Below are 26,341 nucleotides of genomic sequence, written 5' to 3'. Positions count from 1 at the left end.
CCCCCTTACCGTGATCCGGAGGTGTTTCATGAGTACCGCGCGCCCGCTTGCCGAGCTGTTTCCCCGTCTTGAAGACATTCCCCAGGCCTACCGTCCTGACGCGCCGGTGGAGCAGCGTGAATACCTGGTCGACGGCGAGCTGCGGCAGTGGCCCGGCGCGCTGGCCGATGTGCGCAGCCCGGTATTCCTGCGCGAGGCCGACGGCAGCGAACGCCAGGTCGTGCTGGGCAGCACGCCGCTGCTCGATGCCGACGCCGCGCTCGAGGCGCTGGATGCGGCGGTCGCCGCCTACGACAACGGCCGCGGCGCCTGGCCGACCATGCGCGTGGCCGAGCGCATCGCGCATGTCGAGCGCTTCCTGGCGCGCATGCGCGAACAGCGCGAGGCAGTGGTCAAGCTGCTGATGTGGGAGATCGGCAAGAACCTCAAGGACTCGGAAAAGGAATTCGACCGCACCTGCGACTACATCGTCGACACCATCGACGCGCTGAAGGCGCTCGATCGCCGTTCCAGCCGCTTCGAGCTGGAGCAGGGCACGCTTGGGCAGATTCGCCGCGTGCCCATGGGCGTGGCGCTGTGCATGGGCCCGTACAACTACCCGCTGAACGAAACCTTCACCACGCTGATCCCGGCGCTGATCATGGGCAACACCGTGGTGTTCAAACCGGCCAAATTCGGCGTGCTGCTGATCCGCCCGCTGCTCGAGGCCTTCCGCGACAGCTTTCCGGCCGGGGTCATCAACGTCATCTACGGCCGTGGCCGCGAGACGGTCAGCGCGCTGATGGCCAGCGGCAAGATCGACGTGTTCGCCTTTATCGGCACGCACAAGGGCGCCGCCGACCTGAAGAAGCTGCACCCGCGCCCGCACCGCCTGCGCGCCGCGCTGGGGCTGGATGCGAAGAATCCGGGCATCGTCCTACCGCAGGTCGATCTCGACAATGCCGTGGAGGAGGCGGTGACCGGCGCGCTGTCGTTCAACGGCCAGCGCTGCACCGCGCTGAAGATCCTCTTCGTCCATGAGGACCTGCTCGATGGCTTCCTGGAGCGTTTCGCCGCACGGGTCAATGCGCTCAAGCCAGGCATGCCCTGGGAGCCGGGCGTCGCGCTGACGCCGCTGCCCGAGGCCGGCAAGGTCGATTACCTCAACCGGCTGCTTGACGATGCGGTGGCCAAGGGCGCGCGGGTAATCAACGCCGGTGGCGGCGAAGCGCACCAGAGCTTCTTCCAGCCGGCCGTGCTGAGCCCGGTCGATTCCTCCATGCGCATCTATCACGAAGAGCAGTTCGGCCCGCTGGTGCCGGTGGTGCCCTACCGCGACCTGCAGGAGGTGATCGACTACGTCACCGCGTCCGACTACGGCCAGCAGCTGTCGATCTTCGGCAACGACCCGCAGCAGGTGGGCCGGCTGGTGGATGCCTTCGTCAACCAGGTCGGCCGCATCAACATCAACGCCCAGTGCCAGCGCGGGCCGGACAGCTACCCGTTCAACGGCCGCAAGAATTCCGCCGAGGGCACGCTGTCGGTACATGACGCCCTGCGCGTGTTCTCCATCCGTACCCTGGTGGCGACGCGCTTCAACGAGGCCAACAAGGAGCTGGTCAACGACATCATCCGCGACCGGCGTTCCGGCTTCCTGACCACCGACTACATCTTCTGACGGAGCCTGCGATGGCCGCGCCCGTGCTCGCCCAGCCGCTGCTGCTGGGCATGATGCGCCTGCTGGAATACCCCGAACTGGGCGAACCCCAGGCGCTGCTGAGCTTTATCGAACGCTGTGTCGAGCGCGGGCTGACCGGCTTCGACCATGCCGACATCTATGCCGGCGGGCGTTGCGAGGCGCACTTCGGTGCGGCCCTGCGCCAGGCCCCCGGGTTGCGCCAGCACCTGCAGATCATCGGCAAGGCCGACATCGTGCCGGCGGCGCAGGACTGCTCGCGCTGGCGGATCAAGCACTACGACACCAGTGCCCGTTACCTGCGCCAGGCGGTCGAGGGCAGCCTGGCGCGACTGGGTGTGGAGCGGCTCGATGGTTTCCTGCTGCATCGCCCGGACCCGCTGCTGCAGGTCGACGAGGTGGCCGAGACGCTGAACGCACTGGTCGCCAGCGGCAAGGTCGGCTGGGTCGGGCTGTCCAACGCCGGCATCCTGCATTGCCAGGCACTGGGCCAGTGCGTGCCGCTACGCTGCAACCAGATCGAGCTGTCACTGCAGGCCCAGCACTGGGTGTGGGATGGCAGCCTGCATGCGTTGCAGGCTGCCGGCCTGCAGGTGCTGGCCTGGTCGCCGATGGGCGGTGGGCGCTTCGGTGAGCGCCTGTGCCGCGCACTCGATGAAGTCGCCGCCGATCTGGGCGCCACGGCCAATCAGGTGGCGCTGGCCTGGCTGCGCCAGCTGCCCGGCCGGCCGTTGCCGATCCTCGGCAGCCTGCGCTGGGAACGGATCGAGGAGGCGCTGCTGGGCGCCGAACTGGAGCTGGAGCGTCCCGCCTGGTTCTACCTCAGCGAAGCGGCCCGCGGGCACGCCGTGGCCTGAGGGCGATGTGCGCTGGGGCGTGGCCCGATCTGCCTTGCTGAGCCGGTCAGGGCTGGCGAAAGAAGCTGTGCAGTTCCCACCCTCGGGCTGCGCCGCGCGTTCGCGGCGGAGCGGGGCTTGTTGTCGCTGCCAAGCCGGTGTGCGTCAGGGCTGTTCGGTCGCTTGCAGGCTCAGCGGATAGTGCCGACGGCGCCAGGACTGCATCTGTGCGCCCTTGGCCAGGCGCGCGGCGATGTAGGCGAGGGTCGGCGCTATCGGCTTGCGCCCGCTGAGCATCGGCTCCAGGCGCGGGGTGAACAGCGCCCAGAAGCGCTTCATCTCCGGGATGTCCGGCATGATTTCACCGGCCTCGGCCGCCGCATAGGTGTGGGCGATCAGCGGGTCGTGACGCAAGGTTTCCATCAAGGCCAGGTTGGCCACCGCCCCCAGCGGCTTCTGCGCATTGATTCGCGCCAGGCCCTCGGCGCTGGTCAGGTAGTCCTCGATGAAGCGACCGGCCGCAGCCTTGTTCGGGCTGTTGCTGTTGATCGCCGCGGCGAGCACGCCGACGAAGGGCCTGCCCGGGCGTGCCGGGTCCGCGGTGGGAATGTTGCCGACGGCGAAGCGAATCCCGGCCTGCCGCACCTCGTTCCAGGCCCAGGGGCCGTTGATGATCATGGCCGTGCGCCCGGCCTTGAAGCCTTCCATCATGCTCTGGTAGGTCGCGGCGGGGTCGAGCAGCCCGTCGTCGAGCAGGCGCTTGATCGATTCCATGCCTTCGATGGCGCCCGGCGTGTCGATGCCGATGTCGGTGAGGTCGTAGCGGCCCTCGGTCTTGCGCAGGCTGTAGCCGCCGCTGCCGGCAATGATCGGCCAGGAGAAATAGAGGTTGCGGTAGTCCCATTCGATGGCGCGCTTGCCCTCGGCGCGCAGGCGGCGGTCGAGCGTCGCCAGCTCCGCCAGGCTGCGTGGTGGCTCGGCTACCAGGTCGCGGTTGTAGATCAGGCCGACCGCTTCGGTCGCCAGCGGGTAGCCGTAGCGCTGCGTGCCGACGGTCAGCGCCTCCCAGGCAAAGGCCGGGGCTCGCGCCAGTGCCGCCGGGCTGGGGTTGACCGGCGCGAGCAGGCCGTCATTGATCCACGAGCCGAAGCGGTCGTGGGCGAAGATGACGATATCCGGGCCCTGGCTGGTGGTGGCCTGGCGGTCGTACAGGGCGGCGAGATCCTCCGGGGTGGCCACCTGGACCGCCATGCCGGTGGCGCGGGTGAAGTCCCGGCCGATCTCGCCGACCGCCTGGTAGCCCTTGTCCGGGGTGATCCAGACGGTCAGCGTGTCGCGCTCCAACGCCGATGCGGGGGCGCTCAGAAAGGTCAGCAGGCTCAAGGCCTTGGTCAGGTTTTTCATGGTTGCGTCCTGCGTCGAGTCGGGGCGTCCACGCCGCCCCGGTGCGAGATCACTTGATCTGGATGCGCTCCAGCAGATAGGCCTTGGCGCCGGTATCACCGACGCGCGCCGCCTCGTCGGCCAGGCGCAGGGCGCGCTCGAGGTCCTGCTGAGTCAACGCCGCGTCGATCGCCTGGCGGTAGTAGGCCGAGGTTTCCGGCAGCACGCTGGGCGCCGGTACGCTCGGCAGGCGATTACCCATCTCGTGGCCGATGCTGTAGCCGGGCACATAACCCTTGGTCGCGCTCTGCTCGCCATCGCGGATCATCACCAGCTTGACCACGCCCACCGGCGAATGCCGGGCGATCGGATCGGGGATGCTCGGCGGCTCGTTGCCCAGCGCCTTGGCATAGGCCTTGGCCGGATGTTCGAGGGTGGTCTGGCCGGCCATCTGCGCCGTGCTGGTGTAGAGGATCAGGTAGCGCTCGTTGCCGGGGTGATCCGGCTGCGAACGGTCGATGCGCAGGCGCGCGTCGAGGCTGTCGCCCTTCAGCCCGGTCGGCGGCACGTAGGCGAAATCGTCGGCGTCGAGCAGGCGGGTCGGGCGCCACTGGCTGTCGAGCAGCATCGCGCTGGGCGCCAGTACGCTTTGCCCGGCCTGGCTGTACAGGCGGAGCTCGAACGAGGGCCCTTCGGCCGGTAGCGCGAAGGCGCGAAAGAAGCTCTTGCCGGTTTCGAAGGCGTAGGCCGGGGCCTGGCTATCGATCACCACCTCACCGCTGAAGCCGGGCGGCAGTGGTTCGAAGGGCATTTGCATGAGGTTCTCGCAGCACGACGGTGCCGCGGCCAGCGCCTGGCGGGCCTGTTCGACGGGCTGTTCCAGCGGTGCCGGGCTGGCGGTGAGGGCGTCGGCACGGCGCAGCGGCTCGCTGCTGCAGCCGACAAGGGTCAGGGCGAGCAGCCCGGCCGTTATCAAAGGCAAGCTGTGCATGGGATTCTCCGGAAAAAAACGCCCCGACCTGCCAGAGCCGGGGCCAAGACACCGCCTGGACGGTGGGAGCGAAAGGGGAGCGCCGCAGGCCGGCTGCGGCGAGGCGCGAACGGGCGCTGGCTTACCACCAGGCCTCGGCTTGCACGCCAAAGGTCAGGCCGTCGTCGTCGCCGGCGTCGATGGACTCGCTGGCCGCCTGATAGCGGCCACCGTCCCACTGGGCGTAGGTGGCGAACACGCGGATCTGCGGGCGTGCCCAGAAGCTGCTGCCGGCCGACCACTGCTGGGCCAGGGTGATCTTCTTCAGGTCGCGGGTGCTTTCGCCGTCGGCCTGCGGATCGACGCGGTCGTAGCCGAACTCCAGCGCGGTGCTCATCACGTCGCTCCACTTGTACACCGGGCGCACGCCGAAGCTGGCCCAGGTCTGCCCGGAGTCGTTGTCGAAGTCGCGGTCCTCGTAGATCTGCACGTACATCATCTCGATGTTGTCGCTCAGACCCACCACGCCCTGGTTCACCAGGCGCAGCATCGTGCCCTCGCTATTGCCGGTGCTGTTGCGCCCGCTGCTGCCGATGATGCCGTCGGTGCCGTACTGCAGGGCGAGCTTGTTGTAACCGCCGAACCAGTTGCTCTGGGTGTGCTCGAGGGTGACCAGATGGCCTTTCTGGTCCTCGTAGCCGGGATCGCGTTCCTGTTCGTCGGTGAGGTTGGCCTTGCCGTAGTCGTAGCCCAGCTCCAGCTTGCCGTTCGGGTTGACGTCGATCTCGGCCAGGCGGAAGTCGAGGGTGTCGTTGGCCAGGTTGGTGCCGGTGCCCGAGCCCTGATAGACCCAGTCGCCATCGGTGTTGCGGACCCAGGCCACACTCGCCTTGGCGAAGCCCAGGTCGATGTCCTCGATACCGGCGCCCGGGCCGGAGACGTCCCAGTAGTAGTAGTCGTTGATGTGCACGTCGTGGCGCTTGTAGTAGCGCTTGCCGGCCCAGATCGCCGCGCCCGGCAGGCTCGGGATGAGGTTCTTGCCGATCACGTGGAACTGGCGGATGGAGGTGGTGCCGGCCTCGTCGAAGGGGTTGTTCTCGCCGCCGTTGGTATCGGTGCCGGCCGCCTCCCAGTCGTTACCCTGGTCGGAGCGGTAGGCGATCATGCTGTCGACGTAAAAGCTCTTGCTGCCTTCGCTCCACACTTCCTGGCCAAGGCCGATCTCGGCGTAGGTTTCGCATTCGTTGCCCAGGCGATATTTCGCCGGCGCGTCGGCAGCCTGGAAGCAGGCCTGGTCGCCGCCGCCGGCCGTGGCGCCGACGCCGGAACGCAGATAGCCGTGGAAATCGACCGCCAGGGCCGGGCCGCCGACCAGCAGGGCGGCGAGGACACAGGCGGGTTTGAGGACGAACAGAGGGTGCGCGGTGTGCTTCATGACGGGTCCTTGTTTTTCTTGTTAATGCCGAACGATCACGCCGGCGCGGCCTGCTGCGGCAACGCCGGTCGGTGGCGCAAAGCCTCGGCGATGGGGCCGGGAGCGCCATCCTCCCGGCCAGAGATTTCGCTGGCGCAGGGCGAGGGCGTAATCGGGATGAATGCGGCGTAATCCCCGGGGCGGGGTCGCTACGGGTGGGGCGCAGATGATTGCCAGAGGCCTTCGGCCTGGCCATTACGCCGTCACATAGCCGGCGGGGGAGGTTGGTGGGCGTGTCACGCGGGGGCAGCCTGCCGATGCCGGTCCTCCACTGGCCGGCGTTCATCCTCGTCCGGCGCTTCGTCGCCGGTCATCCGAACAAGCACAAGAACCGGAGTATTGCGATGAGCCACACCCTGCGTGCCGCCGTACTGGCGGCGATCCTGCTGCCGTTCCCCGCCCTCGCTGACCAGGCCGGCAAGAGCCCGGCCGGCGTGCGCTACCACGGCGGCGACGAAATCATCCTCCAGGGCTTCCACTGGAACGTCGTCCGCGAAGCGCCCAACGACTGGTACAACATCCTTCGTCAGCAGGCCTCGACGATCGCCGCGGACGGCTTCTCGGCAATCTGGATGCCGGTGCCCTGGCGTGACTTCTCCAGCTGGACCGACGGCGGCAAGTCCGGCGGCGGCGAAGGCTACTTCTGGCACGACTTCAACAAGAACGGCCGCTACGGCAGCGACGCCCAGCTGCGTCAGGCCGCCGGCGCGCTCAGTGGCTCCGGGGTGAAGGTGCTCTACGATGTGGTGCCCAATCACATGAACCGCGGCTATCCGGACAAGGAGATCAACCTGCCGGCCGGCCAGGGCTTCTGGCGCAACGACTGCGCCGACCCGGGCAACTACCCCAACGACTGCGATGACGGAGACCGCTTCATCGGCGGCGAGTCGGACCTGAACACCGGCCATCCGCAGATCTACGGCATGTTTCGCGACGAGCTCGCCAACCTGCGCAGCGGCTACGGCGCCGGCGGCTTCCGCTTCGACTTCGTTCGCGGCTATGCGCCCGAACGGGTCGACAGCTGGATGAGCGACAGCGCCGACAGCAGCTTCTGCGTTGGCGAGCTGTGGAAAGGCCCTTCTGAATATCCGAGCTGGGACTGGCGCAACACGGCGAGCTGGCAGCAGATCATCAAGGACTGGTCGGACCGGGCCAAGTGCCCGGTGTTCGACTTCGCCCTCAAGGAGCGCATGCAGAACGGCTCGGTCGCCGACTGGAAGAACGGCCTTAACGGCAACCCCGACCCGCGCTGGCGCGAGGTGGCGGTGACCTTCGTCGACAACCACGACACCGGCTATTCGCCCGGGCAGAACGGCGGCCAGCACCACTGGGCGCTGCAGGACGGGCTGATCCGCCAGGCCTACGCCTACATCCTCACCAGCCCCGGCACGCCGGTGGTCTACTGGTCGCACATGTACGACTGGGGCTACGGCGACTTCATCCGCCAGCTGATTCAGGTGCGGCGCACCGCCGGCGTGCGCGCCGATTCGGCGATCAGCTTCCATAGCGGCTACAGCGGCCTGGTCGCCACCGTCAGCGGCAGCCAGCAGACCCTGGTGGTGGCGCTCAACTCCGATCTGGCCAACCCCGGCCAGGTCGCCAGCGGCAGCTTCAGCGAGGCGGTCAACGCCAGCAACGGCCAGGTGCGCGTCTGGCGCAGCGGTAGCGGCGATGGCGGCGGGAATGACGGCGGCGAGGGCGGCCTGGTCAATGTGAACTTCCGCTGCGACAACGGTGTGACGCAGATGGGCGACAGCGTCTACGCGGTGGGCAACGTCAGCCAGCTCGGCAACTGGAGCCCGGCCTCCGCGGTACGGCTGACCGACACCAGCAGCTATCCGACCTGGAAGGGCAGCATCGCCCTGCCAGCCGGCCAGAACGTGGAATGGAAGTGCCTGATCCGCAACGAGGCGGACGCGACGCTGGTGCGTCAGTGGCAATCGGGCGGCAACAACCAGGTCCAGGCCGCTGCCGGCGCGAGCACCAGCGGCTCGTTCTGACGACACGCCCGCCCGGCCTCGGCTACGCCTACGCCGGGCGGCTCCTCCCGACCCAGGGTGGGCAGGGAGGAGGCCGGCGACGGGCCGGGCCACCGATGCTGGCACGACAACCATAAAAGCCGTCGCGCTGCGCTGTCGTATCAGGAGCTGTTCATGTTGGCCCAGACCCGCTCGACCCCTTTCCGGCTTGGCTTCCTGGCCCGGCTGTACCTGCTGATCGCCGCGCTGGTGGCCTTGCTGATGCTGGTAGCCGGCACCAGCCTGGTTGCCATCGGCCGCCTGCAAGGCAATGCCGAGCAAATCTCGTCGACCGCGTCGCGTCTGCTGGTCAGCGAGAGCTTCTTCAGTGCGCTGCAGAGCCTGACGCAGAACCTTTCCGACGCCCTGGCCGAGGGCCGGCCTGACCAGCTCGACGGCTATGTCGGCCGGCATCGCACGCTGCAGGCCCAGGCCCTCGAGCTGTTCGCCCAGCTGGAGCGGGTGACGCCGGCACATGCCGAGACCAAGCAGCGCCTGGCGGCGCTGTTGCCGGAGCTCGACCGCCGCAGCCTGGCGCTGATCGATGCGCAGCGCGACCTGCTCGCGCGCGTGGGGCGCAACGCCGTCGCGCTGCGCGATCTGCAGCTGCAGTTCTCGCGGCTCAAGCAGGACCTGCTGCAGGCGCAGTTCGTGACTGGCGACGAGCTGGTCGCCTATTCCATCAAGCAGTTCATCATCCCGCTCGAGCAGGTCGAGGCGCTGCTGTTCGACGCCATCGGCGTGTCTTCGATCAAGGCACTCGATGAAGCCGGTGCGCAGATCGCGCAGCGGCTGCCGGCCCTGCAGAAGAAGCTGGACAACGTTCTCCTCGATCTGGAACCGCACCAGGACAGCCGTACCGATTACGCGCACAGCTTCCAGGCGCCGTTTGCCGCCATCGAGCAGCAACTGGCGGTGCCCGGCAATGGTGCGGTGGCGCAGTACTACGCCTGGCTGTCCGACCAGCAGGCCAACCGCGAGCAGAAACTGCAGCTCGGTCGGCTGCAGCACCAGGCACGCGAGGACATCGGCACGCTCATCGCCAGCGCCCAGCAGGCCAGCGACAGGCAACTGGGCCTGGCCGCGCAGACCTATCGTCAGGGTGTGGCCGGCCTCTTGGCGATGGCCGGGCTGTCGATCGCGGTGGCGCTGGCCATGGGCCTGTGGCTGGGGCGCACCATGCGCATGGCCCTGGCCGCCGTCAGCGGCAGCCTGCAGCACCTGGCCGACGGTGATCTGCGCGGCGGCTGCGAGTACCAGCGCGCGGACGAGTTCGGGCGTGTCGGCGACTGGGTCAACCGGGTCGCCGGTAGCCTGCGCGATGCTCTGGCCCAGCTCGGGCGCAACGCCGACGAACAGGACCAGATTGCCCGCCGCAATGCCCAGGCCTGCAGCCAGGCGCGTGCCGGGCTGGAGAAACAACGCAGCAGCATCGGGGCGCTCGCCGTCAGCCTGGCCGAACTGGAGACCAGTTTTGGCGAGGTGGCGCAGCATGCCGGCGAGACGGCCACGCGGGTCGGCAGTGTCGAGGCACTGACCCTGCAGGGCAGCCAGCGGATGGCCGCGACCCGCATCGGCACGCAAGCCCTGGCCGAGCAGCTGGAAACCAGCGTGGCCGAGATCGCCAACGTGGAGGCGGTGAGCGAGCAGATCGGGCAGATTCTCGATGTGATCCGTGCGATTGCCGAGCAGACCAACCTGCTGGCGCTCAATGCGGCGATCGAAGCGGCGCGCGCCGGTGATCAGGGGCGTGGCTTCGCGGTGGTCGCCGACGAGGTGCGCGGCCTGGCCCGGCGCACGGCGCAATCGACCGGCGAGATCCAGCAGCGCATCGAACGCCTGGCCCAGGGCATCGGCTCGGCGGTGCGTTCGGTGGAGGCCAGTCGCGCGCAGATGCAGGGCACCCTCGATCAGGTCGGGCAGGCCGATCGGCTGATGCAGGAAATCCGCAGCCAGGTCGAGCACATCGCCGCCATGTCGCGGGAAATCGATTCGGCTACCGGTCAGCAACGGCTCGCCGCCGAAGAGGTGTCGCGCGGCATGCATGCGATCGATGCCGCGGCCGAGCTGCACATGGACAGCGTCGTGGCGATCAGCGACAGCAGCGAACGTCAGGCGCGCATGTCCGCCGAGCAGCAGGCGCTCTGCGCGCGCTACCGCACCTGAGCGCGACCGGGCGGCGGCGACGGTCCGGCTGTCCCCGTCCGGCCTAGGCGCGCGGCACCTGCCAGCCGATGGCCTGCACTTCGGCGCGGCGCAGCTCGTCGAGCAGGGCGGCGCGTTGCGGGGCCCGCTCATGGGCCAGGGCGTCGGCGGCGAGCAGGTCGGCGTGGCGTGCGCCAACCGTTTCCCGGAGCCAGGCCAGGCGCTGCAGGGTTTGCGGCGTGCAGGTCTGGCCGTCGAGATCGTCGGCCAGATCGAGACGATGCGAGCGCCAGGCCTCGCGCAGGTAGAGCGCCTCGGCCGAGCCGGCAAGGGCGGTGCGCCAGCTGTCGATCAGCCGGTCCAGCCGTTCGAGCACGGCCGGACTGGCGCCGCGGCCGGCCAGTTCGGCCCGCCAGCGCCGGTAGCGGTCCAGGGCGATCGCCTTCTCCAGGCGGAACGCCGCCAGCGCCCGGGCGCTGCCGAGTGCCTCCTGGCCGAGCAGCCAGGCGAAGAACTGCCGCGTTTCGAAACGCTCGACCGGGTGGAAGCCCGGGCGGGCGAGGCCATCGCTGTTGAACTCGCGCAGCGGATCGAAGCGGTACAGGTAGCCAAAGTCGAACAGCCGGATGCGGCCGTCGTCGAGCACGTTGCCGGGGCACAGGTCCCACTCGAACAGGCCGGCGGAGGCGAGCGTGATGACGCAGTCGAACAGGTCTGTCAGGCGCGTTTCATCCCAGTCGCCGACGGCCTCGCCGTCGATCCAGGGCGACAGCAGCACGCCGTGACGAAAACTCCCATAGCAGGTATCGACGATCCCGGCGAGCGGCTCGGCCAGCTCGGGCCGGGCCTTCAGCGCACGCAGGTCGGCACGCCGCTGGACCTCGTTGAGAAACGAGGTCTGGCCATCGGCGTTCTGCACCAGGCAGCGCTCGCGGGCGCGTTTGAGCGTCCAGCTACGGCCGGCTGCTTCGATCCGGTAGACGTGGGCGGTGAGCCCGCCGGACAGCGTGCGACTGACATAGGGTTCGCTGCCGTCGGTGGCGACCAGCGTGGCCAGCGGCAGCGGGCAGTCCTGCGGCTGGCCGACTTGCAGTTCCGCTCCGCTGGCGACAAAGGCCAGCTGCGCCTGCTGGCGCGGGTTCAGGGTTGCGTTCATTGCGGGCTCCAGGCAGGGGGCGGCTGCGTCCCGGGCTGCGACCCGGGACGGGCGATTCAGGGGGTGAACGATGCACCGGCCTGCACGACGACGATGCGGTCGTCGCCCAGCGTGCGGGCGAAGGCATAGGGCTGGCCGGACGACAGCAGTCGATGCGTACCCGCGCCGATCGCCGGATGGCGCGCGCGGAACTGGCCTACCCGCTGCCAGTAATCGATCAGACCGGCGATCTCCGGGCGCTGGTGCTCGTCCCAGTTCATCGGGCTGCGTGTGCCCTGGAAGGGGTCCGAACCTGTGGGCCCGAAGGCGCGGGCGCTTTCGTCGCCGTAGTAGATCTGCACCGCGCCGGGCGCCAGCAGCAGGGCGGTGGCGAGCCCGCGCTGACGCGCCAGGTCACCCTTGACCAGTCTGTTGAACAGCGCGGTGTCATGCGACGAGGCGTAGCTCAGCAGGTTGTGCCCGGGCGTTTCGGCCAGGCGCCGGGCATAGTCGGCGTAACTGGGCTCGGCGGCAGCCAGGCAGTCGCTGGCGGCTACGGCCTGCTTCTGGAAGTCGAAATTGATCAGCGCATCGAAGCCCTGCTCGAGATAGTCGCTGGCCTCGGGGCCGTGACCGAACACTTCGCCGACCATCCAGAACGGCTCGCCGGCCATGGGGTCGTCCGGGTTGGCGCGGGCCCAGTCGGCGCGGGCGCGCTCGGCCGCCACGCGCAGCTCGGCCCAGGTCGAGGGTTCGACATGCTTGACGGTGTCGGCACGGAAGCCGTCGACGCCGAACTCGCGCACCCAGCCGGTCAGCCATTCGATCAGGTAGTCGCGCACCCGGTAGCCTTCGCGTGGCTCGGCGCGGGTCTGCGCCTTGTGCGCGAGAAACTCCGGCAGCGCGACGACCGCCTCGGATTCGGTGCGGAAATCCGGCAGGAAGGCCAGCGAGCCCTTGAGTGGATCGACCGTGGCACTGGGCGGCGTGTCGTAGTCGGCGATGCCCGCCCGTACCCAGTCGCGACCCCACCAGGCGGCCCAGCTCGGGTGCTCGTAATCCACCAGGTTGTGGTAGGCGTGCAGATTCTCGTGGGCTTCCGGCTGCCAGGTTGTCCACTGCTCGGGCAGGTACTCGGCCATGCCGTCGCGCAGGGCACCGAAGCCGAGCTGCTGCATGTCCTGCAGGGTCGAGTAGCCGGGATGGTTGAGCACCACATCGAACAGCACGCGGATGCCGCGGGCATGGGCCGCGCTGATGAGCGCGCGCAGGTCGTCTTCGCTGCCCATGTTGGCGTCGAGCTGAGTGAAATCCAGGGCGTAGTAGCCGTGGTAACCGTAGTGGCGGAAGTCGCCGCGATCACCGCCGCCGACCCAGCCGTGGATCTGTTCATAGGGTGCGCTGATCCACAGCGCGTCGACACCGAGGCTGGCGATATGGTCGAGGCGTTCGGTCAGCCCCTTGAGATCGCCGCCGTGGAAGGTGCCGATCTCCTCGGCGCCATCCGGTGCGCGGCCATAGCTGCGGTCGTTGCCTGGATCACCATTGGCGAAGCGGTCGGTGAGCACGAAGTAGACGATCGCGTTGCGCCAGTCGCGTGCGACCGGCTGCTCGGGCGCTTCGGCGCGTTCGAGCAGCAGCAGACCGTCACTGCCAGCGGCGGGCTGCAGCCTGACCCGGCCGTCGCGGACCACCGCCGTGGCGCCGGACAGCGCGTCGCGCAGGGTTTCGCCCTCGCCGAAGACCTCGCCAACCGCCAGTTCCACCGCGCCACCCTGCCACGGCTTGCAGACCGCGGTGGCTGCCACCGGCTCGGCGGCCTTGATCGGCACCAGGCGCAGGGCGGGTGTGATGCCGGTCTCGACGGTCAAGCGATAGCGCCCGGCGTCCGGCACTTCGAAGCGGTAGGCGCTGTCTTTGCCAAGCGGTTGGCGGCGGTAGGGCGCCAGGGTTTCGGCCGTGCCACCGGCGGTGGGCGCGCGCAATTCGAGTTCGCCGGCTTCGAGCTGCAGTTCGGTGGCGTAGCGCTGCGCTGACAGCGCCTGCCAGTGCAGCGGCAACGGCTGCGCGTCGAGGCGGGCAGTCAGCGACGGGGCCGCCAGGGCGGGTGAGGCCAGCGCGAGGCCGAGCAGCCAGGGCAGGGCAGGCAAGCGGTGAGTGTGCATCGACAGAGCTCCGTTGCGCTTTTTTCGCTACATTTGAGCCCCGGATGGCTGCAGGGTATAGGCGTAAGCCGCAGCGCGATGGCGTATTTCGCAGCGTTGCGTGCAGCGAACTACGCCCTGCCTCTACGCCCTGACCGCCCCCACCGGGGAGGATGCAGCAGGCGACATGCGCGCCGAGGATGGAACGACTGTCAGAGCCTCAGGCCGGCAGCAGGTGGAACAACTAATAAGAAGCCACGAGGAAAGCGAAGCATGAACAAGAAATTCTGGTGTATCGCCACCATCGGCCTGGCGGCCACCTTCAGCCTGCCACTGCCGGCCCTGGCGGCGATCGAGGAAGGCAAACTGGTCGTCTGGATCAACGGCGACAAGGGCTACAAGGGCCTGGCAGAGGTCGGCAAGCGGTTCACCGCCGAGACCGGCATCCCGGTGGAAGTGGCCCACCCGGACAGCGCCACCGACAAGTTCCAGCAGGCGGCGGCCACCGGCAACGGGCCGGACATCTTCATCTGGGCCCATGACCGCATCGGCGAATGGGCCAAGAGCGGGCTGCTCACCCCGGTCACGCCCGGCGCCGAGACCAAATCCGGCATCGCCGACTTCGCCTGGCAGGCGGTGAGCTACGACAACAAGCTCTGGGGTTATCCGGTCTCGGTCGAGACGATTGGCCTGATCTACAACAAGGCGCTGGTCCAGACGCCGCCGAAGAGCTTCGACGAGGTGTTCGCGCTGAACGAGAAGCTCGCCGCCGACGGCAAGCGCGCCATTCTCTGGGACTACAACAACACCTACTTCACCTGGCCGCTGCTCTCGGCCAAGGGCGGCTACGTGTTCGAGCAGCGCGATGGCGGCTACGACGTCAGCAACACCGGGGTCAACAATGCCGGCGCCAAGGCCGGTGCCAAGGTACTGCGCGAGCTGATCGACAAGGGTGTGATGCCCAAGGGCGCCGACTACAGCGTGGCCGAGGCAGCCTTCAACAAGGGTGACTCGGCGATGATGATCAGCGGCCCCTGGGCCTGGTCGAACATCGAGAAGAGCGGTATCGACTTCGGCGTGGCGCCGATCCCGGCCGTCGACGGCGAGCCGGGCAAGCCCTTCGTTGGCGTCGCCGCGGCCATGCTCAACGCGGCGAGCCCGAACAAGGACCTGGCCGTGGAGTTTCTCGAGAACTACCTGCTCCAGGTCGAGGGGCTGAAGACGGTCAACGCCGATGTGCCGCTCGGTGCGGTGGCCAACACCGCCTACATGCAGGAGCTGTCGAGCAACCCGCACATCAAGGCGACCTTCGAGAATGCGCAGATGGGCGAACCGATGCCCAACGTGCCGGAGATGGGGGCGTTCTGGTCGGCCATGGCGGCCGCGCTGACCAACATCAGCTCCGGGCGGCAGGAGGTTGACGCCGCGCTGGACGATGCGGCCAAGCGCATCACCCGATGAAGCCGACGCCGGCCGCCTGCATGGCGCGCCGGCGTGCACTACCCTGCCGATAAAGGTCCGTCTCCCGTGAATGCCCATGCCGAGTTGCCCAGCCCCGTCATGACCCGCCCGACTCTTCGCGGCTTGCCCCGCACCGGCCTGCGCTGGTTGCTCTGGCTGGCCTTCAATGCCTTCGCGCTGTATCTGGTGGTCGCGCTCTACGCCCAGGGGCAGATGGCCTTCGCGCTGCTCGGGCTGGTGGTGTGCGGGCTTGCCAGTTACCTGTTCATCAATCGCCGGCTGTATGCCCAGCGCTACATCTTTCCCTCGGTGGCGGGCATGCTGGTGTTCGTCATCTTTCCGCTGCTCTACACCGTGGGCATCGGCTTTACCAACTACAGCGGCACGCACCTGCTGAGCCAGGCGCAGGTCGAACGTTATCACCTGAGCCAGACCTACCTGGCCGGTGAGCGCTTTCGCTTCAGCCTGCACCACAGCCCCGAGGGCGAGCGGATGCGCGTGGACAAGGGCGAAGCGGGCGTTTTCGTCAGCCCACCGCTGACCGGCACGCCCGAGCCCGACGCGCCGCTGGTGCTGCAGCCACTGGAGTCGGCCGCGCCACTGGGCGAGGTGTTCTCGGTGCGCGACGTCATCCAGCGGCGCAAGGCGCTCGAGCAGTGGGTACTGCAGGCGCCCGACGGCAGCCTGCTGCGGCTCTACGGGTTGCGCGAGGTCGCCGCGGTGAAACCGCAGTACCGCCTGCAGAGCCCGGGTGTGCTGGTCGACACCCGCACCGGCGAGCGGCTCACCGCCGACCCCGAACGCGGCTTCTACATCGACGAGGCCGGTGAGCCCGTCGCCCCCGGCTTCACCAGCTTTACCGGCCTGGCCAATTTCGCCCGCGTGCTGACCGAGCCGAGCATCCGCGAGCCCTTCGTGCAGATCTTCGCCTGGACCTTCGCCTTCGCCGGCCTGACGGTGGTCTTCACCCTGGCCGTGGGGCTGGTGCTGGCCAGCCTGCTGCAATGGGAACTGGTGCGCGGCAAGGCCTTCTACCGGCTGATGCTGATCCTGCCGTACGCGGTGCCGGCGTTCATTTCCATCCTCGTGTTCCGCGGCCTGTTCAACCAGAACTTCGGCGAGATCAACCTGCTGCTCAACGGGCTGCTCGGCATTCGCCCGGACTGGTTCAGCGACCCGGCCCTGGCGCGCAGCATGGTGCTGATCGTCAATACCTGGCTCGGCTACCCCTACATGCTGCTGCTGTGCATGGGCCTGTTGCAGGCCATCCCGCGCGACCAGTACGAGGCCTCGGCGATCGACGGCGCCGGGCCGCTGGACAACCTGCTGCGCATCACCCTGCCGCAACTGATCAAACCGCTGATGCCGCTGTTGATCGCCAGCTTCGCCTTTAACTTCAACAACTTCGTGCTGATCACCCTGCTGACCCGCGGCGGGCCGGACATCATCGGCGCGACCACGCCGGCCGGCACCACGGATCTCTTGGTCAGCTACACCTACCGCATCGCCTTCCAGGACTCGGGGCAGGATTTTGCCCTGGCTGCGGCCATCGCCACGCTGATCTTCATCCTCGTCGGCGCCATGGCGCTGCTCAATCTCAAGCTGTCGAAAGTCAAGGTATAAGGAGACCGGCATGGCCATGGTGCAACCCAAATCCACCCGCTACCGGCTCTGGGCGACCCACGCGGCGCTGCTGGCCTTTGTCGCGGTGATCCTCTTTCCGCTGCTGATGGTGGTGTCGATCTCCTTTCGCGAGGGCAACTTCGCCACCGGCAGCCTGTTTCCCGACAACCCGACGCTGGAGCACTGGTCGCTGGCCCTCGGCATTCCTTACACCCACGAGGACGGCAGCGTGACGAACCCGCCGTTCCCGGTGCTGCTGTGGCTGTGGAACTCGGTGAAGATCGCCCTGGTGAGCTCGGCGCTGATCCTGCTCTTGTCGACCACCAGTGCCTACGCCTTCGCGCGCATGCGCTTCGCCGGCAAGGCGCCGATCCTGAAAAGCATGCTGATCTTCCAGATGTTCCCGCCGGTGCTCTCGCTGGTGGCCATCTATGCGCTGTTCGATCAGCTCGGCCAGTACGTCAGCTGGCTCGGTATCAACAGCCACGGCGCGGTGATCGTTGCCTCGCTCGGCGGCATGGCGCTGCACATCTGGACCATCAAGGGCTACTTCGAAAGCATCGACGCTTCGCTGGAGGAGGCCGCCATCGTCGACGGCGCCAGCACCTGGCAGGCGTTCTTCCACATCCTGCTGCCGATGAGCGTGCCGATCCTGGCGGTGGTGTTCATCCTCGCCTTCATCACCAGCGTCACCGAATACCCGATCGCCTCGGTGCTGCTGATGGATGTCGACCAGCTCACCCTGTCGGTCGGCGCACAGCAGTACCTCTACCCGCAGAACTACCTGTGGGGCGACTTCGCCGCCGCCGCGGTACTCTCCGGGCTGCCCATCACCGCCGTGTTCCTCTACTGCCAGAAGTGGATCGTCGGCGGCCTGACCGCCGGCGGGGTGAAGGGCTGACCGCCTGAGTTGAACGAGGCGCGAGACCGGAGCGCGGGAGCGGTGCGAACCGGTGCGCCAGACCATGACAAGAACAAGAACGTGAACAGGGAACCGTCCATGAATGCCGCGATGCCACCTCTGCTGCCATTGATTCCCACCAAGCTGGCGATCCCCATGCTGCCGCCGGGGCTGCTCGAGCGGCCGCGTCTGGACGAGTGGCTGCAGCGCCTGGGGCAAGTGCGTCTGGCGGTGCTGCATGCCGCCAGCGGCTTCGGCAAGACCACTCTGGCGGCGCAGTGGGCGCGGGCCTTCGACGGTCGGGTCGCCTGGCTGCAGCTGCACGCCAGCGACAACCTGGGGCTGCAGTTCGGCCGCTACCTGACCCAGGCGCTGGACCCGCAGCTGGACGCCGGCTGCCCCCTCGCCGTGGCGCTGGCCGAACAGGGCCAGGTCTCGCTGGACGCGCTGTTCACCCAGCTGCTGGCCGAGCTGCCGGGCGAGCACGAGGGCATCCTGCTGGTGCTCGACGAGTTCGAGGTGCTGCACGACCGCGAGCTGATCGCCGGGCTGCGCTTCTTCCTGCGCCACATGCCGAGCTGGATGACCCTGCTGGTGTGCAGCCGCCGGCTGCCCGAACTGGGCGTGGCGGAGCTGCGGGTCAAGCATCAGCTGCTCTTGCTCGACGCGCGCCAGCTGGCCTTCGAGGACGACGAGGTGCAGGCGCTGCTCGAACTGGGCGTGCCGGTGAGCATCAATCGCGAGCAGGTCGAACGCCTCAACCGGCGCATCGGCGGCTGGCCCTGCGCGCTGCAGCTGGCCCTGCAGGAGGTGCAGACCAGCCGCGGCATGGACCTGTTCCTGGAGAACCTGCAGCTCGGCCACCCGGACATCCGCGACTACATGCGCGAGCAGGTGCTCGAGGGGTTGCCCGATGACCTGCGCGGCTTTCTCGAGGCGACCTGCCTGCTCGAGCGCTTCGACGCCGCGCTGGCCGATCACCTGACCGAGGCCTGTCACGGCCGCGAGATGCTCGAGCGGCTCGAGCGCGGCGGCCTGTTCATCCAGCCGCTGGACAGCCTGCGCCGCTGGTACAGCTACCATCCGCTGTTTGCCGTGTTCCTCCAGGGCGAACTGCGCACGCACCAGCCGCAGCGGGTCAACCAGCTGCACCTGCGCGCGGCTTCCGCGCTGCTGGCCGAGGGCTTGCCGGAGGAGGCCGCGCGGCATGCGGTGCAGGCCGGCGAGCCGCAGCAGGTTGCCGAGATCCTGCAGCGCCATGGGCGCGCCTTCTACCGTCAGGGCCGGCTTGGGCTGCTGCAGCAGTGCCTGGAGACCCTGCCGGAGGCGGTGATCGCCGGCTCGCCGCTGCTCACCCTGCTGCAGGCCTGGGTGTCGCAGAATTCCTACCAGTTCGATCAGGTCGAGCGCTGGTTCAAGGCCAGCGAGCTGGCCCTGCACGGCAGCTGTTCCGAGCAGGACTGGGCGCGCATCGTCGGCGAATTCAATGCGGTGCGCGCGCAGCTGGCGATGAACCAGGGCGACGAGCAACGCGCCATCGCCCTGGCAGAGGAAGCGCTCACCTGCGAACCGCTGATCATGCGCACCTCGCGGGTGGCGGCGCTGTCCGGCCTGGCCGAGGCGCACTTCGTCCAGGGCGCGTTGCCGCAGGCGCAAAAGCAGTACGAGGAAGCCGAACGCCGCGCGCGGGAGATCAACGCCTCGCACCTGGTGGTCTGGAGCCTTGGCCAGCTGTCGGAAATCGCCATTGCCCAGGGCCATCTGCAGAAGGCCTACACCCTGCAGGAACGGGCCATCCAGTACATCGAGCAGCAGCGCTTGCAGGCCACGCCCATCGTCGAGTTCATCTACCGCGTGCGCGGCCAGGTGCTGCTCGAGTGGCACCAGCTGGACGCCGCCGAGCAGTGTGCGCTGCAGGGCATCCAGATTCTCGACGAGCTGGACGACCCGCGCTGGCGCCTGCAGAGCTATGCGCTGCTGGCTGGCGTTGCCTATGCCCGCGGCCAGCAGCACGCCTGTGCCGACTACATCGGGCAGATGCAGACGATGCTTGCCGACGATCGCTACCACATCGACTGGCTGGCCAACGCCCACGCGGTGATGCTCGCCTATTGGGATTCCAGCCAGGACCGCGACGCCATTCGCCAGTGGCTGGTCAGTGCGCCGCCGGTCAATGGCGGCGCCAACCACTTCTCCCAGCTGAACGCGCGCAACCACGCCCGCGCCTACCTGGCGCTGGGGCAACTGGACAGCGCGCTGCCGATCCTGCGCCAGCTGCTGGCCAACGCCGAGTGCCATGGCCTGGTGATGGACCGCAACCGCAACCACATCCTCCTGGCGCAGCTGCACTGGCTGCGCGAGGAACGCCAGCAGGCGCTCGACCACCTGCAGCGGGCCATGACCCTGGCCAGCGGCAGCGGCGCGATCGGCAGCTTCCTGCGCGTGGGCAAGCCGATCATCGGCATGCTCAAGTGCCTGTTGCACGAGCGCACCCTCGACGAGCCGGAGGCCCAGCGCGCCACGCGCCTGATCCAGCTGGCGCAGCAGCAGCGCGACTTCAGCCGCGCCATCCGCATCACCCTGGACGAGGCGGTTATCCAGGACATCATCAACCGCCCCGACGTGCCCGAGCTGATCCGCCGCTCGCCGCTGACCCGGCGTGAATGGCAGGTGCTGAGCCTGATCCACGCCGGGCAGTCCAACGAGCAGATCGCCGATCACCTGAACGTCGCGCCGACCACCATCAAGACGCACATCCGCAGCCTCTACCAGAAGCTCAACATCACCCACCGCAGCGAGGCGGTGCAGCTGGCGCGCGACCTGCTGAGCAAGATCCAGGGCGACTAGCCGCCGGTCGCCAACCCTGCGGGGCGCTCGCCAGGGAGGAGGAGGGCGGCGACCGGCTGTGGCACCTTCGAGGCTTCGCAAAAACGGAGGCGCCACGATGACGATGAGTGAAAAGCAGAAGATGCTGGCCGGCGAGCTGTACCGCCCCGGCGACCCGGAAATCCTCGCCGACCAGGCCGCGGCCAAGACCTGGATGGTGCGCTACAACGCGGCGCTGGCGGCCTCGCCGGACGAGCGTCGCGCCCTGCTGGCCGAGCGCCTGGCCTCGGTCGGCGCCGGCGCAGTGATCCGCCCGCCGTTCCACTGCGACTACGGCTACAACATCCACCTGGGTGAAGGCGCCTTTCTCAATTTCAACTGCGTGATTCTCGATGTGGTCGAGGTGCACATCGGCGCCGGCGCGCAGATCGGCCCGGCAGTGCAGCTCTACACCGCCGACCATCCGCGTGATTCCGAGGCGCGTCGCTCGGGCGTCGAGTTCGGCCGGCCGATCCATATCGGCCGCAATGTGTGGATCGGTGGCGGGGCGATCATCCTGCCCGGCGTGAGCGTCGGTGACGATGCGGTGATCGGTGCCGGCAGCGTGGTCACCCGCGACGTGCCGGCCGGCGCCACGGTGCTCGGCAACCCGGCGCGGGTGCGCTGACCGGCTCGCTGGCCCGCTCTACGCCCTCGCTCGGCGGGCCGCCTACGCCCGCCCTTTACGCCCGCACTGGCACGCCGCCGGAGGATGTTGCGACCGCTTGCCGCACCTAGAGTGGCCCTGTACTCACCGCTCACTCAAGGTATGTGGCATGTCCGAGCAACTTCAGAATTGGTGGCGTGGCGGGGTGATCTATCAGGTCTATCCGCGCAGTTTCTTCGACAGCAACGGCGATGGCGTGGGCGACCTGCCCGGCGTGCTGCACAAGCTGGACTACATCGCCAGCCTCAACGTCGACGCCATCTGGCTGTCGCCGTTCTTCACCTCGCCGATGAAGGATTTCGGCTACGACGTGGCCGACTACCGCGGTGTCGATCCGCTGTTCGGCACCCTGGACGACTTCGTCCGCCTGGTCGAGGCCTGCCACGAGCGCGGCATGCGCGTGCTGATCGACCAGGTGCTCAACCATTCCTCGGACCAGCACCCCTGGTTCGCGGAGAGCCGCTCCAGCCGCGACAACGACAAGGCCGACTGGTACGTCTGGGCCGATCCCAAGCCCGACGGCAGCGTGCCAAACAACTGGCTCTCGGTATTCGGTGGCCCGGCCTGGAGCTGGGACAGCCGGCGCCGGCAGTACTACCTGCACAATTTCCTCGCCAGCCAGCCAGACCTGAATTTCCATTGCCCGGCCGTACAGGAACAGCTGCTCGACGACATGGAGTTCTGGCTCAAGCTCGGGGTGGACGGTTTCCGCCTGGACGCGGCGAACTTCTACTTCCATGACGCCGAGCTGCGCGACAACCCGCCGAATCTGGAGATTCGCGAGGGCAGCATTGGCGTGCGCATCGACAACCCCTACGCCTACCAGCGGCACATATACGACAAGACGCGGCCGGAGAACCTGGATTTCCTTCGCCGTTTGCGGGCGCTGCTGCAGCGCTATCCCGGCGCCTCTTCGGTGGCCGAGATCGGCTGCGACGAGTCGCTGCGCACCATGGCCGCGTACACCAGCGGTGGCGACACCCTGCACATGGCCTATTCCTTCGACCTGCTCACCGAGCAGTGCAGCCCGGCCTACATCCGCCGCACGGTAGAGGGCATCGAGCGCGAGCTGGCCGACGGCTGGTCGTGCTGGTCCATGGGCAACCATGACGTGGTGCGGGTGATGACGCGCTGGGCGCTCAATGGCCGTCCCGACCCAGAGCGTGGCCGTTTGCTGATGGCGCTGTTGCTCTCGCTGCGCGGCAGCGTCTGCCTCTACCAGGGCGAGGAGCTGGGCCTGCCCGAAGCGGAATTGCGCTACGAGGACCTGGTCGATCCGTACGGCATCACCTTCTGGCCGGAATTCAAGGGCCGCGACGGTTGCCGCACGCCCATGCCGTGGGAGAGCGAGGCGCATCACGCCGGCTTTACCGGCAGCCAGCCGTGGTTGCCGGTGGATGATTCGCACCGCTCGCTGTCGGTGGCCGCGCAGGATGCCGACCCGCATTCGATGCTCAACTGCTACCGGCGCTTCCTCGGCTGGCGGCGCGAACAGCCCCTGCTGATCGAGGGCGACATTCACATGGTCTACCATGACGACGCCCTGCTGGTGTTCGAGCGCCGGCTGGGCGGGGAAGCCTGGCTCTGCCTGTTCAACCTCGGCGACCTGCCGCGCAGCTACGCGCTGCCGGACCGGGCCGTGCCGCTGATCGACGTACCGGCGAGCCAGGCCGAGTTCGACGGCGGCTATGCCCGGCTGCCGGCGCATGGCTTCGGCTATGTGCGGCTCGCGGATTGACGGCGTGCCGGCAGCGGTGGGCATGACCCGCCGCTGCCATCGAAACGAGTGCATCGCAGCAACGGAGAACAACAACGATGGCCAGTGTCACGCTGCGCGACATCTGCAAGAGTTATGACGGTACGCCGATCACCCGGCATATCGACCTGGATATCGAAGACGGCGAGTTCGTCGTCTTCGTCGGCCCCTCCGGCTGCGGCAAGTCCACCCTGCTGCGGCTGATCGCCGGGCTCGAGGACATCACCTCGGGCGATCTGTACATCGGCAACCAGCGCGTCAACGACCTGCCGCCGAAGGATCGTTCGGTGGGCATGGTGTTCCAGTCCTATGCGCTCTACCCGCACATGACGGTGGCGGAGAACATGGCCTTCGGCCTCAAGCTCGCCAGCGTCGACAAGCGCGAGATCGCGCGCCGCGTCGAGGCGGCCGCGGCGATTCTGCAGCTGGACAAGCTGCTCGAACGCAAGCCCAAGGATCTTTCCGGTGGCCAGCGCCAGCGCGTCGCCATCGGCCGCACCATGGTCCGCGAACCGAAGGTGTTTCTGTTCGACGAACCCCTGTCGAACCTCGACGCCTTCCTCCGCGTGCAGATGCGCATCGAGATCGCCCGCCTGCACCAGCGCATCCGCTCCACCATGATCTACGTGACCCACGACCAGGTCGAAGCCATGACCCTGGCCGACAAGATCGTCGTGCTCAACGCCGGCGAGATCGCCCAGGTCGGCCAGCCGCTGCACCTTTATCACTACCCGAAGAACCGCTTCGTCGCCGGCTTCCTCGGCTCGCCGCAGATGAACTTCGTCGAGGTGCGCGCCATCTCCGCCAGCCCCGAGGCGGTCACCATCGAACTGCCCAGCGGCTACCCACTGACCCTGCCGGTGGACGGCAGCGACGTCAGCCCCGGCGACCCGCTCACCCTCGGCATCCGGCCCGAACACTTCGTCATGCCGGAAGAAGCCGACGTCACCTTCCACGGCCAGATCGCCGTCGCCGAGCGCCTGGGCCAGTACAACCTGCTCTACCTCACCCTCGAACGCCTGCAGGATGTCATTACCCTCTGCGTCGACGGCAACCTGCGCGTCACCGAGGGCGAGACCTTTGCCGCCGGCCTGAAGGCCGACAAGTGCCACCTGTTCCGCGAGAACGGCGAGGCCTGCACTCGGCACTATCGGGAGCCGGCGATCTACGGGTGAATGGCCGGCCGGGTGTGCTCACGGTAGTGGGGCGCCCGGAAGGCAAGCGCGTCAGGCTGGAATTCCCGCTCGTGGGGACTCTGTAAAGCCGCATCGGTCTGCACACCTATCCGCCGGGTGGACAGGACCTTCGACCTGGGCCCGCGAGGAATCGGCGTAAACGGCATCGCACCAGGCGCGACGCTCACCCATGCGCTGAAAAAACGTGCTTACCGAGGACATCGAACGCCAGATGCTGGCGCATACGCCCATCCAATGTCAGGCGCCCCGCAGGATATGGCCAACGCGGCGCCCTTTCTTTGCTCACCTGCCGCGGCCTGGATCAGCGGCCAGAACCTCAGGGCTTCCGGCGGTGGGGTGCGGGAGCTGGGCTGAGCGCATCTGGGGGCGGCCACAACGCAGCGAGTCGCTTTACTGAGCCGTCATATCCTTACTTTGCTCCCGATCCTTGCCTCGCCATACTAGAACCCACTTATAGGGGCCACCATATCAACGATGGCCTCTGGATCTTTCAAACGTTCACCAAGGACGAATCGCATGTACGACCTGATCGGGGACATTCATGGTTACGCGTCGGCGCTTAAATGCCTCCTGCGCGAGCTGGGGTATCAGGAGCAGCAAGGCACCTGGCAGCATCCGGAGCGTAAGGTGATCTTCCTCGGTGACTTCGTTGATCGCGGGCCTGAGCAGGTCGAAACCGTCCAGATCGCCCGGCGCATGGTCGAGGCTGGCCACGCGCTAGCCGTCATGGGCAACCACGAATTCAATGCGGTTGCCTGGGCTACGCCTTGCACAGAACAGCCTGGGGCGTTCCTGCGCGTCCACTCCGATAAAAATCGCGAGCAGCACGACGCCTTCCTTGTTCAGATCGGGGAGGGTTCCCAAGAGCACTTGGACACGATCGAGTGGTTCAGAACGCTGCCCCTTTACCTGGAACTCGAGGGCCTGCGGGTCATTCATGCCTGCTGGCATCCCCAGCAGTTTGAGGCGCTGGCGCCTCACCTGGATCAGCAAATGCGGATTCGCATGGGCTCCTGGCCGGCAGTTTGCACTGACGGCAGCGAAGCCTTTGATGCAGTTGAAACCCTCCTGAAGGGGATGGAGATTCCGTTGCCGCCGGGTTTGCATTTCAAGGACAAGTACGGGCACCAGCGCTCCCGCACTCGCACGCGCTGGTGGCAAGAGGGCGAGCAGCTGACCTATCGTGACCTGGCGATGGTCCCGCCTTCTATCATCGAGCAGATCCCCCACGAGCCGGTGCCGGCCGAGCTGCAACCTGGCTACGACGGCAGCAAGCCGTTGTTCATCGGCCATTACTGGATGAGCGGCACGCCGGTGCTGATGACTGACCAAATCGCATGCCTGGATTACAGCATCGCAGGTGAGGATCCCAGTCGGGCCAAACTCTGCGCCTACCGCTGGAGCGGCGAGACTAGGCTGTCGGAGGAGAATTTCGTCTGGGTTGGACGCGAGGCCTGACAAGGCCTCGTCTTGGTTCGCAGAATTACAGCTAAGCCAGCTTAACCCTCCGCCGGCATTTCCCTGGGCTGCCTCGCGTGAATGGTCAGCGTTTTTCGGGCTAACGAAAGATCAACTCTGGTCAGCTCGAATAGGTGGTCGTCAAACGTCATCGCAGTAATGAAGTCTCCCGTCTCTGGATCGATCAGCGCGGTAATGTCTTGAGGTTGCATTCTCATGTCCGCGAGCTGAGCAGTGCTTTTTTCGAATTTGACACGGACCTTGATAGAGCCTTTGTTCGAAAAAGTCAGGTAGTACTCTTTGTATTTTCTGTCGCCAATCTCGTCTTCAAATCCCCATTCTGAATCTGCAGCTCGGAGGTCGGTAGATAGTTCGATTGATGCCAGAACAGGCGAAAGGTCGCGCCCGCCCGCCAGCTCAAGACCAAACCAATCTCGCAACGCTTTGTGCAGGGCCTGCGGGAGCGTGTAGCCATTCTCCAAGTACGTCACTGCGCCCGCTGCGACCCGGTCGTACTCGTCGAAGCAAGCGTTCTCCGCGCAACAAGTGTGCATTGGGTCGGCTTCGAACAAAGCCCTAGAAATCGTATTGGTTGTAGGCACGCCGCGCATAGGTATTCCGTCCTGTGGATGTG

At 67.4% G+C, this 26,341-nt stretch carries 19 protein-coding genes; 13 read left to right on the top strand and 6 right to left on the bottom strand.

All coding sequences use genetic code 11. The annotated features are described in order from the left end of the window. The first annotated feature begins 28 nt into the window (after positions 1-28). Positions 29-1,657 (top strand): NADP-dependent glyceraldehyde-3-phosphate dehydrogenase, encoded by a 1,629-nt coding sequence (locus AC0KXH_RS15795; protein WP_278473397.1) that lies wholly within the window; start codon positions 29-31, stop codon positions 1,655-1,657. A gap of 11 nt (positions 1,658-1,668) precedes the next feature. Beyond that, positions 1,669-2,532, top strand: coding sequence for an aldo/keto reductase (locus AC0KXH_RS15790; protein WP_488223678.1), 864 nt, complete (start codon positions 1,669-1,671; stop codon positions 2,530-2,532). A 144-nt stretch (positions 2,533-2,676) separates the two neighbouring features. On the opposite strand, the gene malE (AC0KXH_RS15785) is transcribed toward AC0KXH_RS15790, so the two are convergent. From malE (AC0KXH_RS15785) to AC0KXH_RS15775, 3 genes are all read right to left on the bottom strand, one after another. After that, positions 2,677-3,915 (bottom strand): maltose/maltodextrin ABC transporter substrate-binding protein MalE, encoded by a 1,239-nt coding sequence (gene malE / locus AC0KXH_RS15785; protein WP_488223677.1) that lies wholly within the window; start codon positions 3,913-3,915, stop codon positions 2,677-2,679. Positions 3,916-3,964: 49 nt separating this feature from the next. Continuing rightward, the gene (locus AC0KXH_RS15780; protein WP_488223676.1) at positions 3,965-4,885 is read right to left on the bottom strand and encodes a MalM family protein; all 921 of its coding nucleotides are present in this window, start codon (positions 4,883-4,885) and stop codon (positions 3,965-3,967) included. Between the two features lie 121 nt (positions 4,886-5,006). Then, entirely contained in the window at positions 5,007-6,299 is a 1,293-nt protein-coding gene (locus AC0KXH_RS15775; protein WP_043221881.1) for a maltoporin, read from the bottom strand. 383 nt (positions 6,300-6,682) lie between these two features. Between AC0KXH_RS15775 and mta the strand changes: the two genes are divergently transcribed. Together mta and AC0KXH_RS15765 are read left to right on the top strand one after the other, a co-directional pair. Next, on the top strand, positions 6,683-8,338 hold the full coding sequence (gene mta / locus AC0KXH_RS15770; protein WP_200294224.1) for a glucan 1,4-alpha-maltotetraohydrolase: 1,656 nt from the start codon (positions 6,683-6,685) through the stop codon (positions 8,336-8,338). Positions 8,339-8,491: 153 nt separating this feature from the next. Beyond that, positions 8,492-10,522: a methyl-accepting chemotaxis protein gene (locus tag AC0KXH_RS15765; RefSeq protein WP_488223675.1), complete on the top strand. Its 2,031-nt coding sequence runs from the start codon at positions 8,492-8,494 to the stop codon at positions 10,520-10,522. A gap of 43 nt (positions 10,523-10,565) precedes the next feature. Here AC0KXH_RS15765 and AC0KXH_RS15760 read toward each other — a convergent pair whose 3' ends face one another. Both AC0KXH_RS15760 and AC0KXH_RS15755 read right to left on the bottom strand, forming a co-directional pair. Beyond that, the gene (locus AC0KXH_RS15760) at positions 10,566-11,657 is read right to left on the bottom strand and encodes a protein kinase family protein (RefSeq protein ID WP_488223674.1); all 1,092 of its coding nucleotides are present in this window, start codon (positions 11,655-11,657) and stop codon (positions 10,566-10,568) included. A 56-nt stretch (positions 11,658-11,713) separates the two neighbouring features. Continuing rightward, positions 11,714-13,801 carry an alpha-amylase gene (locus AC0KXH_RS15755; protein ID WP_488223673.1) on the bottom strand — a complete coding sequence of 696 codons (2,088 nt, stop codon included), beginning with the start codon at positions 13,799-13,801 and terminating at the stop codon, positions 11,714-11,716. Positions 13,802-14,053: 252 nt separating this feature from the next. Between AC0KXH_RS15755 and malE (AC0KXH_RS15750) the strand changes: the two genes are divergently transcribed. The 9 genes from malE (AC0KXH_RS15750) to AC0KXH_RS15710 all read left to right on the top strand — a co-directional run bounded on the left by malE (AC0KXH_RS15750) (position 14,054) and on the right by AC0KXH_RS15710 (position 25,707). Next, entirely contained in the window at positions 14,054-15,241 is a 1,188-nt protein-coding gene (malE, locus tag AC0KXH_RS15750; RefSeq protein ID WP_061337363.1) for a maltose/maltodextrin ABC transporter substrate-binding protein MalE, read from the top strand. Positions 15,242-15,307: 66 nt separating this feature from the next. Then, positions 15,308-16,864 (top strand): maltose ABC transporter permease MalF, encoded by a 1,557-nt coding sequence (gene malF / locus AC0KXH_RS15745; protein ID WP_174606280.1) that lies wholly within the window; start codon positions 15,308-15,310, stop codon positions 16,862-16,864. Positions 16,865-16,874: 10 nt separating this feature from the next. Continuing rightward, positions 16,875-17,765, top strand: a complete 891-nt coding sequence (malG, locus tag AC0KXH_RS15740; RefSeq protein WP_061340833.1) for a maltose ABC transporter permease MalG — start codon at positions 16,875-16,877, stop codon at positions 17,763-17,765. Between the two features lie 99 nt (positions 17,766-17,864). Continuing rightward, positions 17,865-20,612, top strand: coding sequence for an HTH-type transcriptional regulator MalT (gene malT / locus AC0KXH_RS15735; protein ID WP_200629249.1), 2,748 nt, complete (start codon positions 17,865-17,867; stop codon positions 20,610-20,612). 97 nt (positions 20,613-20,709) lie between these two features. Continuing rightward, on the top strand, positions 20,710-21,258 hold the full coding sequence (locus AC0KXH_RS15730) for a sugar O-acetyltransferase (RefSeq protein ID WP_488223672.1): 549 nt from the start codon (positions 20,710-20,712) through the stop codon (positions 21,256-21,258). 148 nt (positions 21,259-21,406) lie between these two features. Beyond that, entirely contained in the window at positions 21,407-23,035 is a 1,629-nt protein-coding gene (locus AC0KXH_RS15725; RefSeq protein ID WP_488223671.1) for an alpha-glucosidase, read from the top strand. Positions 23,036-23,112: 77 nt separating this feature from the next. Further along, the gene (gene malK / locus AC0KXH_RS15720; RefSeq protein ID WP_488223670.1) at positions 23,113-24,228 is read left to right on the top strand and encodes a maltose/maltodextrin ABC transporter ATP-binding protein MalK; all 1,116 of its coding nucleotides are present in this window, start codon (positions 23,113-23,115) and stop codon (positions 24,226-24,228) included. A gap of 117 nt (positions 24,229-24,345) precedes the next feature. After that, positions 24,346-24,603 (top strand): SDR family oxidoreductase, encoded by a 258-nt coding sequence (locus AC0KXH_RS15715; protein WP_488223669.1) that lies wholly within the window; start codon positions 24,346-24,348, stop codon positions 24,601-24,603. Between the two features lie 162 nt (positions 24,604-24,765). Next, positions 24,766-25,707 (top strand): metallophosphoesterase, encoded by a 942-nt coding sequence (locus AC0KXH_RS15710; protein WP_061340828.1) that lies wholly within the window; start codon positions 24,766-24,768, stop codon positions 25,705-25,707. A gap of 41 nt (positions 25,708-25,748) precedes the next feature. On the opposite strand, the gene AC0KXH_RS15705 is transcribed toward AC0KXH_RS15710, so the two are convergent. Then, a complete protein-coding gene (locus AC0KXH_RS15705) occupies positions 25,749-26,318 on the bottom strand; it encodes a hypothetical protein (RefSeq protein ID WP_312380475.1) in 570 nt (189 codons plus the stop codon). Between the last annotated feature and the right edge of the window lie 23 nt (positions 26,319-26,341).

The organism is Stutzerimonas sp. CXK-1, assembly GCF_057738225.1.
Note: the sequence above shows the minus strand (reverse complement) of the source record. Positions and strands in the feature narration are given on the sequence as shown.

What these genes read in the sequence shown, in the direction of transcription:
- AC0KXH_RS15795 (WP_278473397.1), top strand. Translation starts at nt 29, where the DNA reads ATGAGTACCGCGCGCCCGCTTGCCGAGCTGTTTCCCCGTCTTGAAGAC.
- AC0KXH_RS15790 (WP_488223678.1), top strand. Translation starts at nt 1,669, where the DNA reads ATGGCCGCGCCCGTGCTCGCCCAGCCGCTGCTGCTGGGCATGATGCGC.
- malE (WP_488223677.1), bottom strand. Translation starts at nt 3,915, where the DNA reads ATGAAAAACCTGACCAAGGCCTTGAGCCTGCTGACCTTTCTGAGCGCC.
- AC0KXH_RS15780 (WP_488223676.1), bottom strand. Translation starts at nt 4,885, where the DNA reads ATGCACAGCTTGCCTTTGATAACGGCCGGGCTGCTCGCCCTGACCCTT.
- AC0KXH_RS15775 (WP_043221881.1), bottom strand. Translation starts at nt 6,299, where the DNA reads ATGAAGCACACCGCGCACCCTCTGTTCGTCCTCAAACCCGCCTGTGTC.
- mta (WP_200294224.1), top strand. Translation starts at nt 6,683, where the DNA reads ATGAGCCACACCCTGCGTGCCGCCGTACTGGCGGCGATCCTGCTGCCG.
- AC0KXH_RS15765 (WP_488223675.1), top strand. Translation starts at nt 8,492, where the DNA reads ATGTTGGCCCAGACCCGCTCGACCCCTTTCCGGCTTGGCTTCCTGGCC.
- AC0KXH_RS15760 (WP_488223674.1), bottom strand. Translation starts at nt 11,657, where the DNA reads ATGAACGCAACCCTGAACCCGCGCCAGCAGGCGCAGCTGGCCTTTGTC.
- AC0KXH_RS15755 (WP_488223673.1), bottom strand. Translation starts at nt 13,801, where the DNA reads ATGCACACTCACCGCTTGCCTGCCCTGCCCTGGCTGCTCGGCCTCGCG.
- malE (WP_061337363.1), top strand. Translation starts at nt 14,054, where the DNA reads ATGAACAAGAAATTCTGGTGTATCGCCACCATCGGCCTGGCGGCCACC.
- malG (WP_061340833.1), top strand. Translation starts at nt 16,875, where the DNA reads ATGGCCATGGTGCAACCCAAATCCACCCGCTACCGGCTCTGGGCGACC.
- malT (WP_200629249.1), top strand. Translation starts at nt 17,865, where the DNA reads ATGAATGCCGCGATGCCACCTCTGCTGCCATTGATTCCCACCAAGCTG.
- AC0KXH_RS15730 (WP_488223672.1), top strand. Translation starts at nt 20,710, where the DNA reads ATGACGATGAGTGAAAAGCAGAAGATGCTGGCCGGCGAGCTGTACCGC.
- AC0KXH_RS15725 (WP_488223671.1), top strand. Translation starts at nt 21,407, where the DNA reads ATGTCCGAGCAACTTCAGAATTGGTGGCGTGGCGGGGTGATCTATCAG.
- malK (WP_488223670.1), top strand. Translation starts at nt 23,113, where the DNA reads ATGGCCAGTGTCACGCTGCGCGACATCTGCAAGAGTTATGACGGTACG.
- AC0KXH_RS15710 (WP_061340828.1), top strand. Translation starts at nt 24,766, where the DNA reads ATGTACGACCTGATCGGGGACATTCATGGTTACGCGTCGGCGCTTAAA.
- AC0KXH_RS15705 (WP_312380475.1), bottom strand. Translation starts at nt 26,318, where the DNA reads ATGCGCGGCGTGCCTACAACCAATACGATTTCTAGGGCTTTGTTCGAA.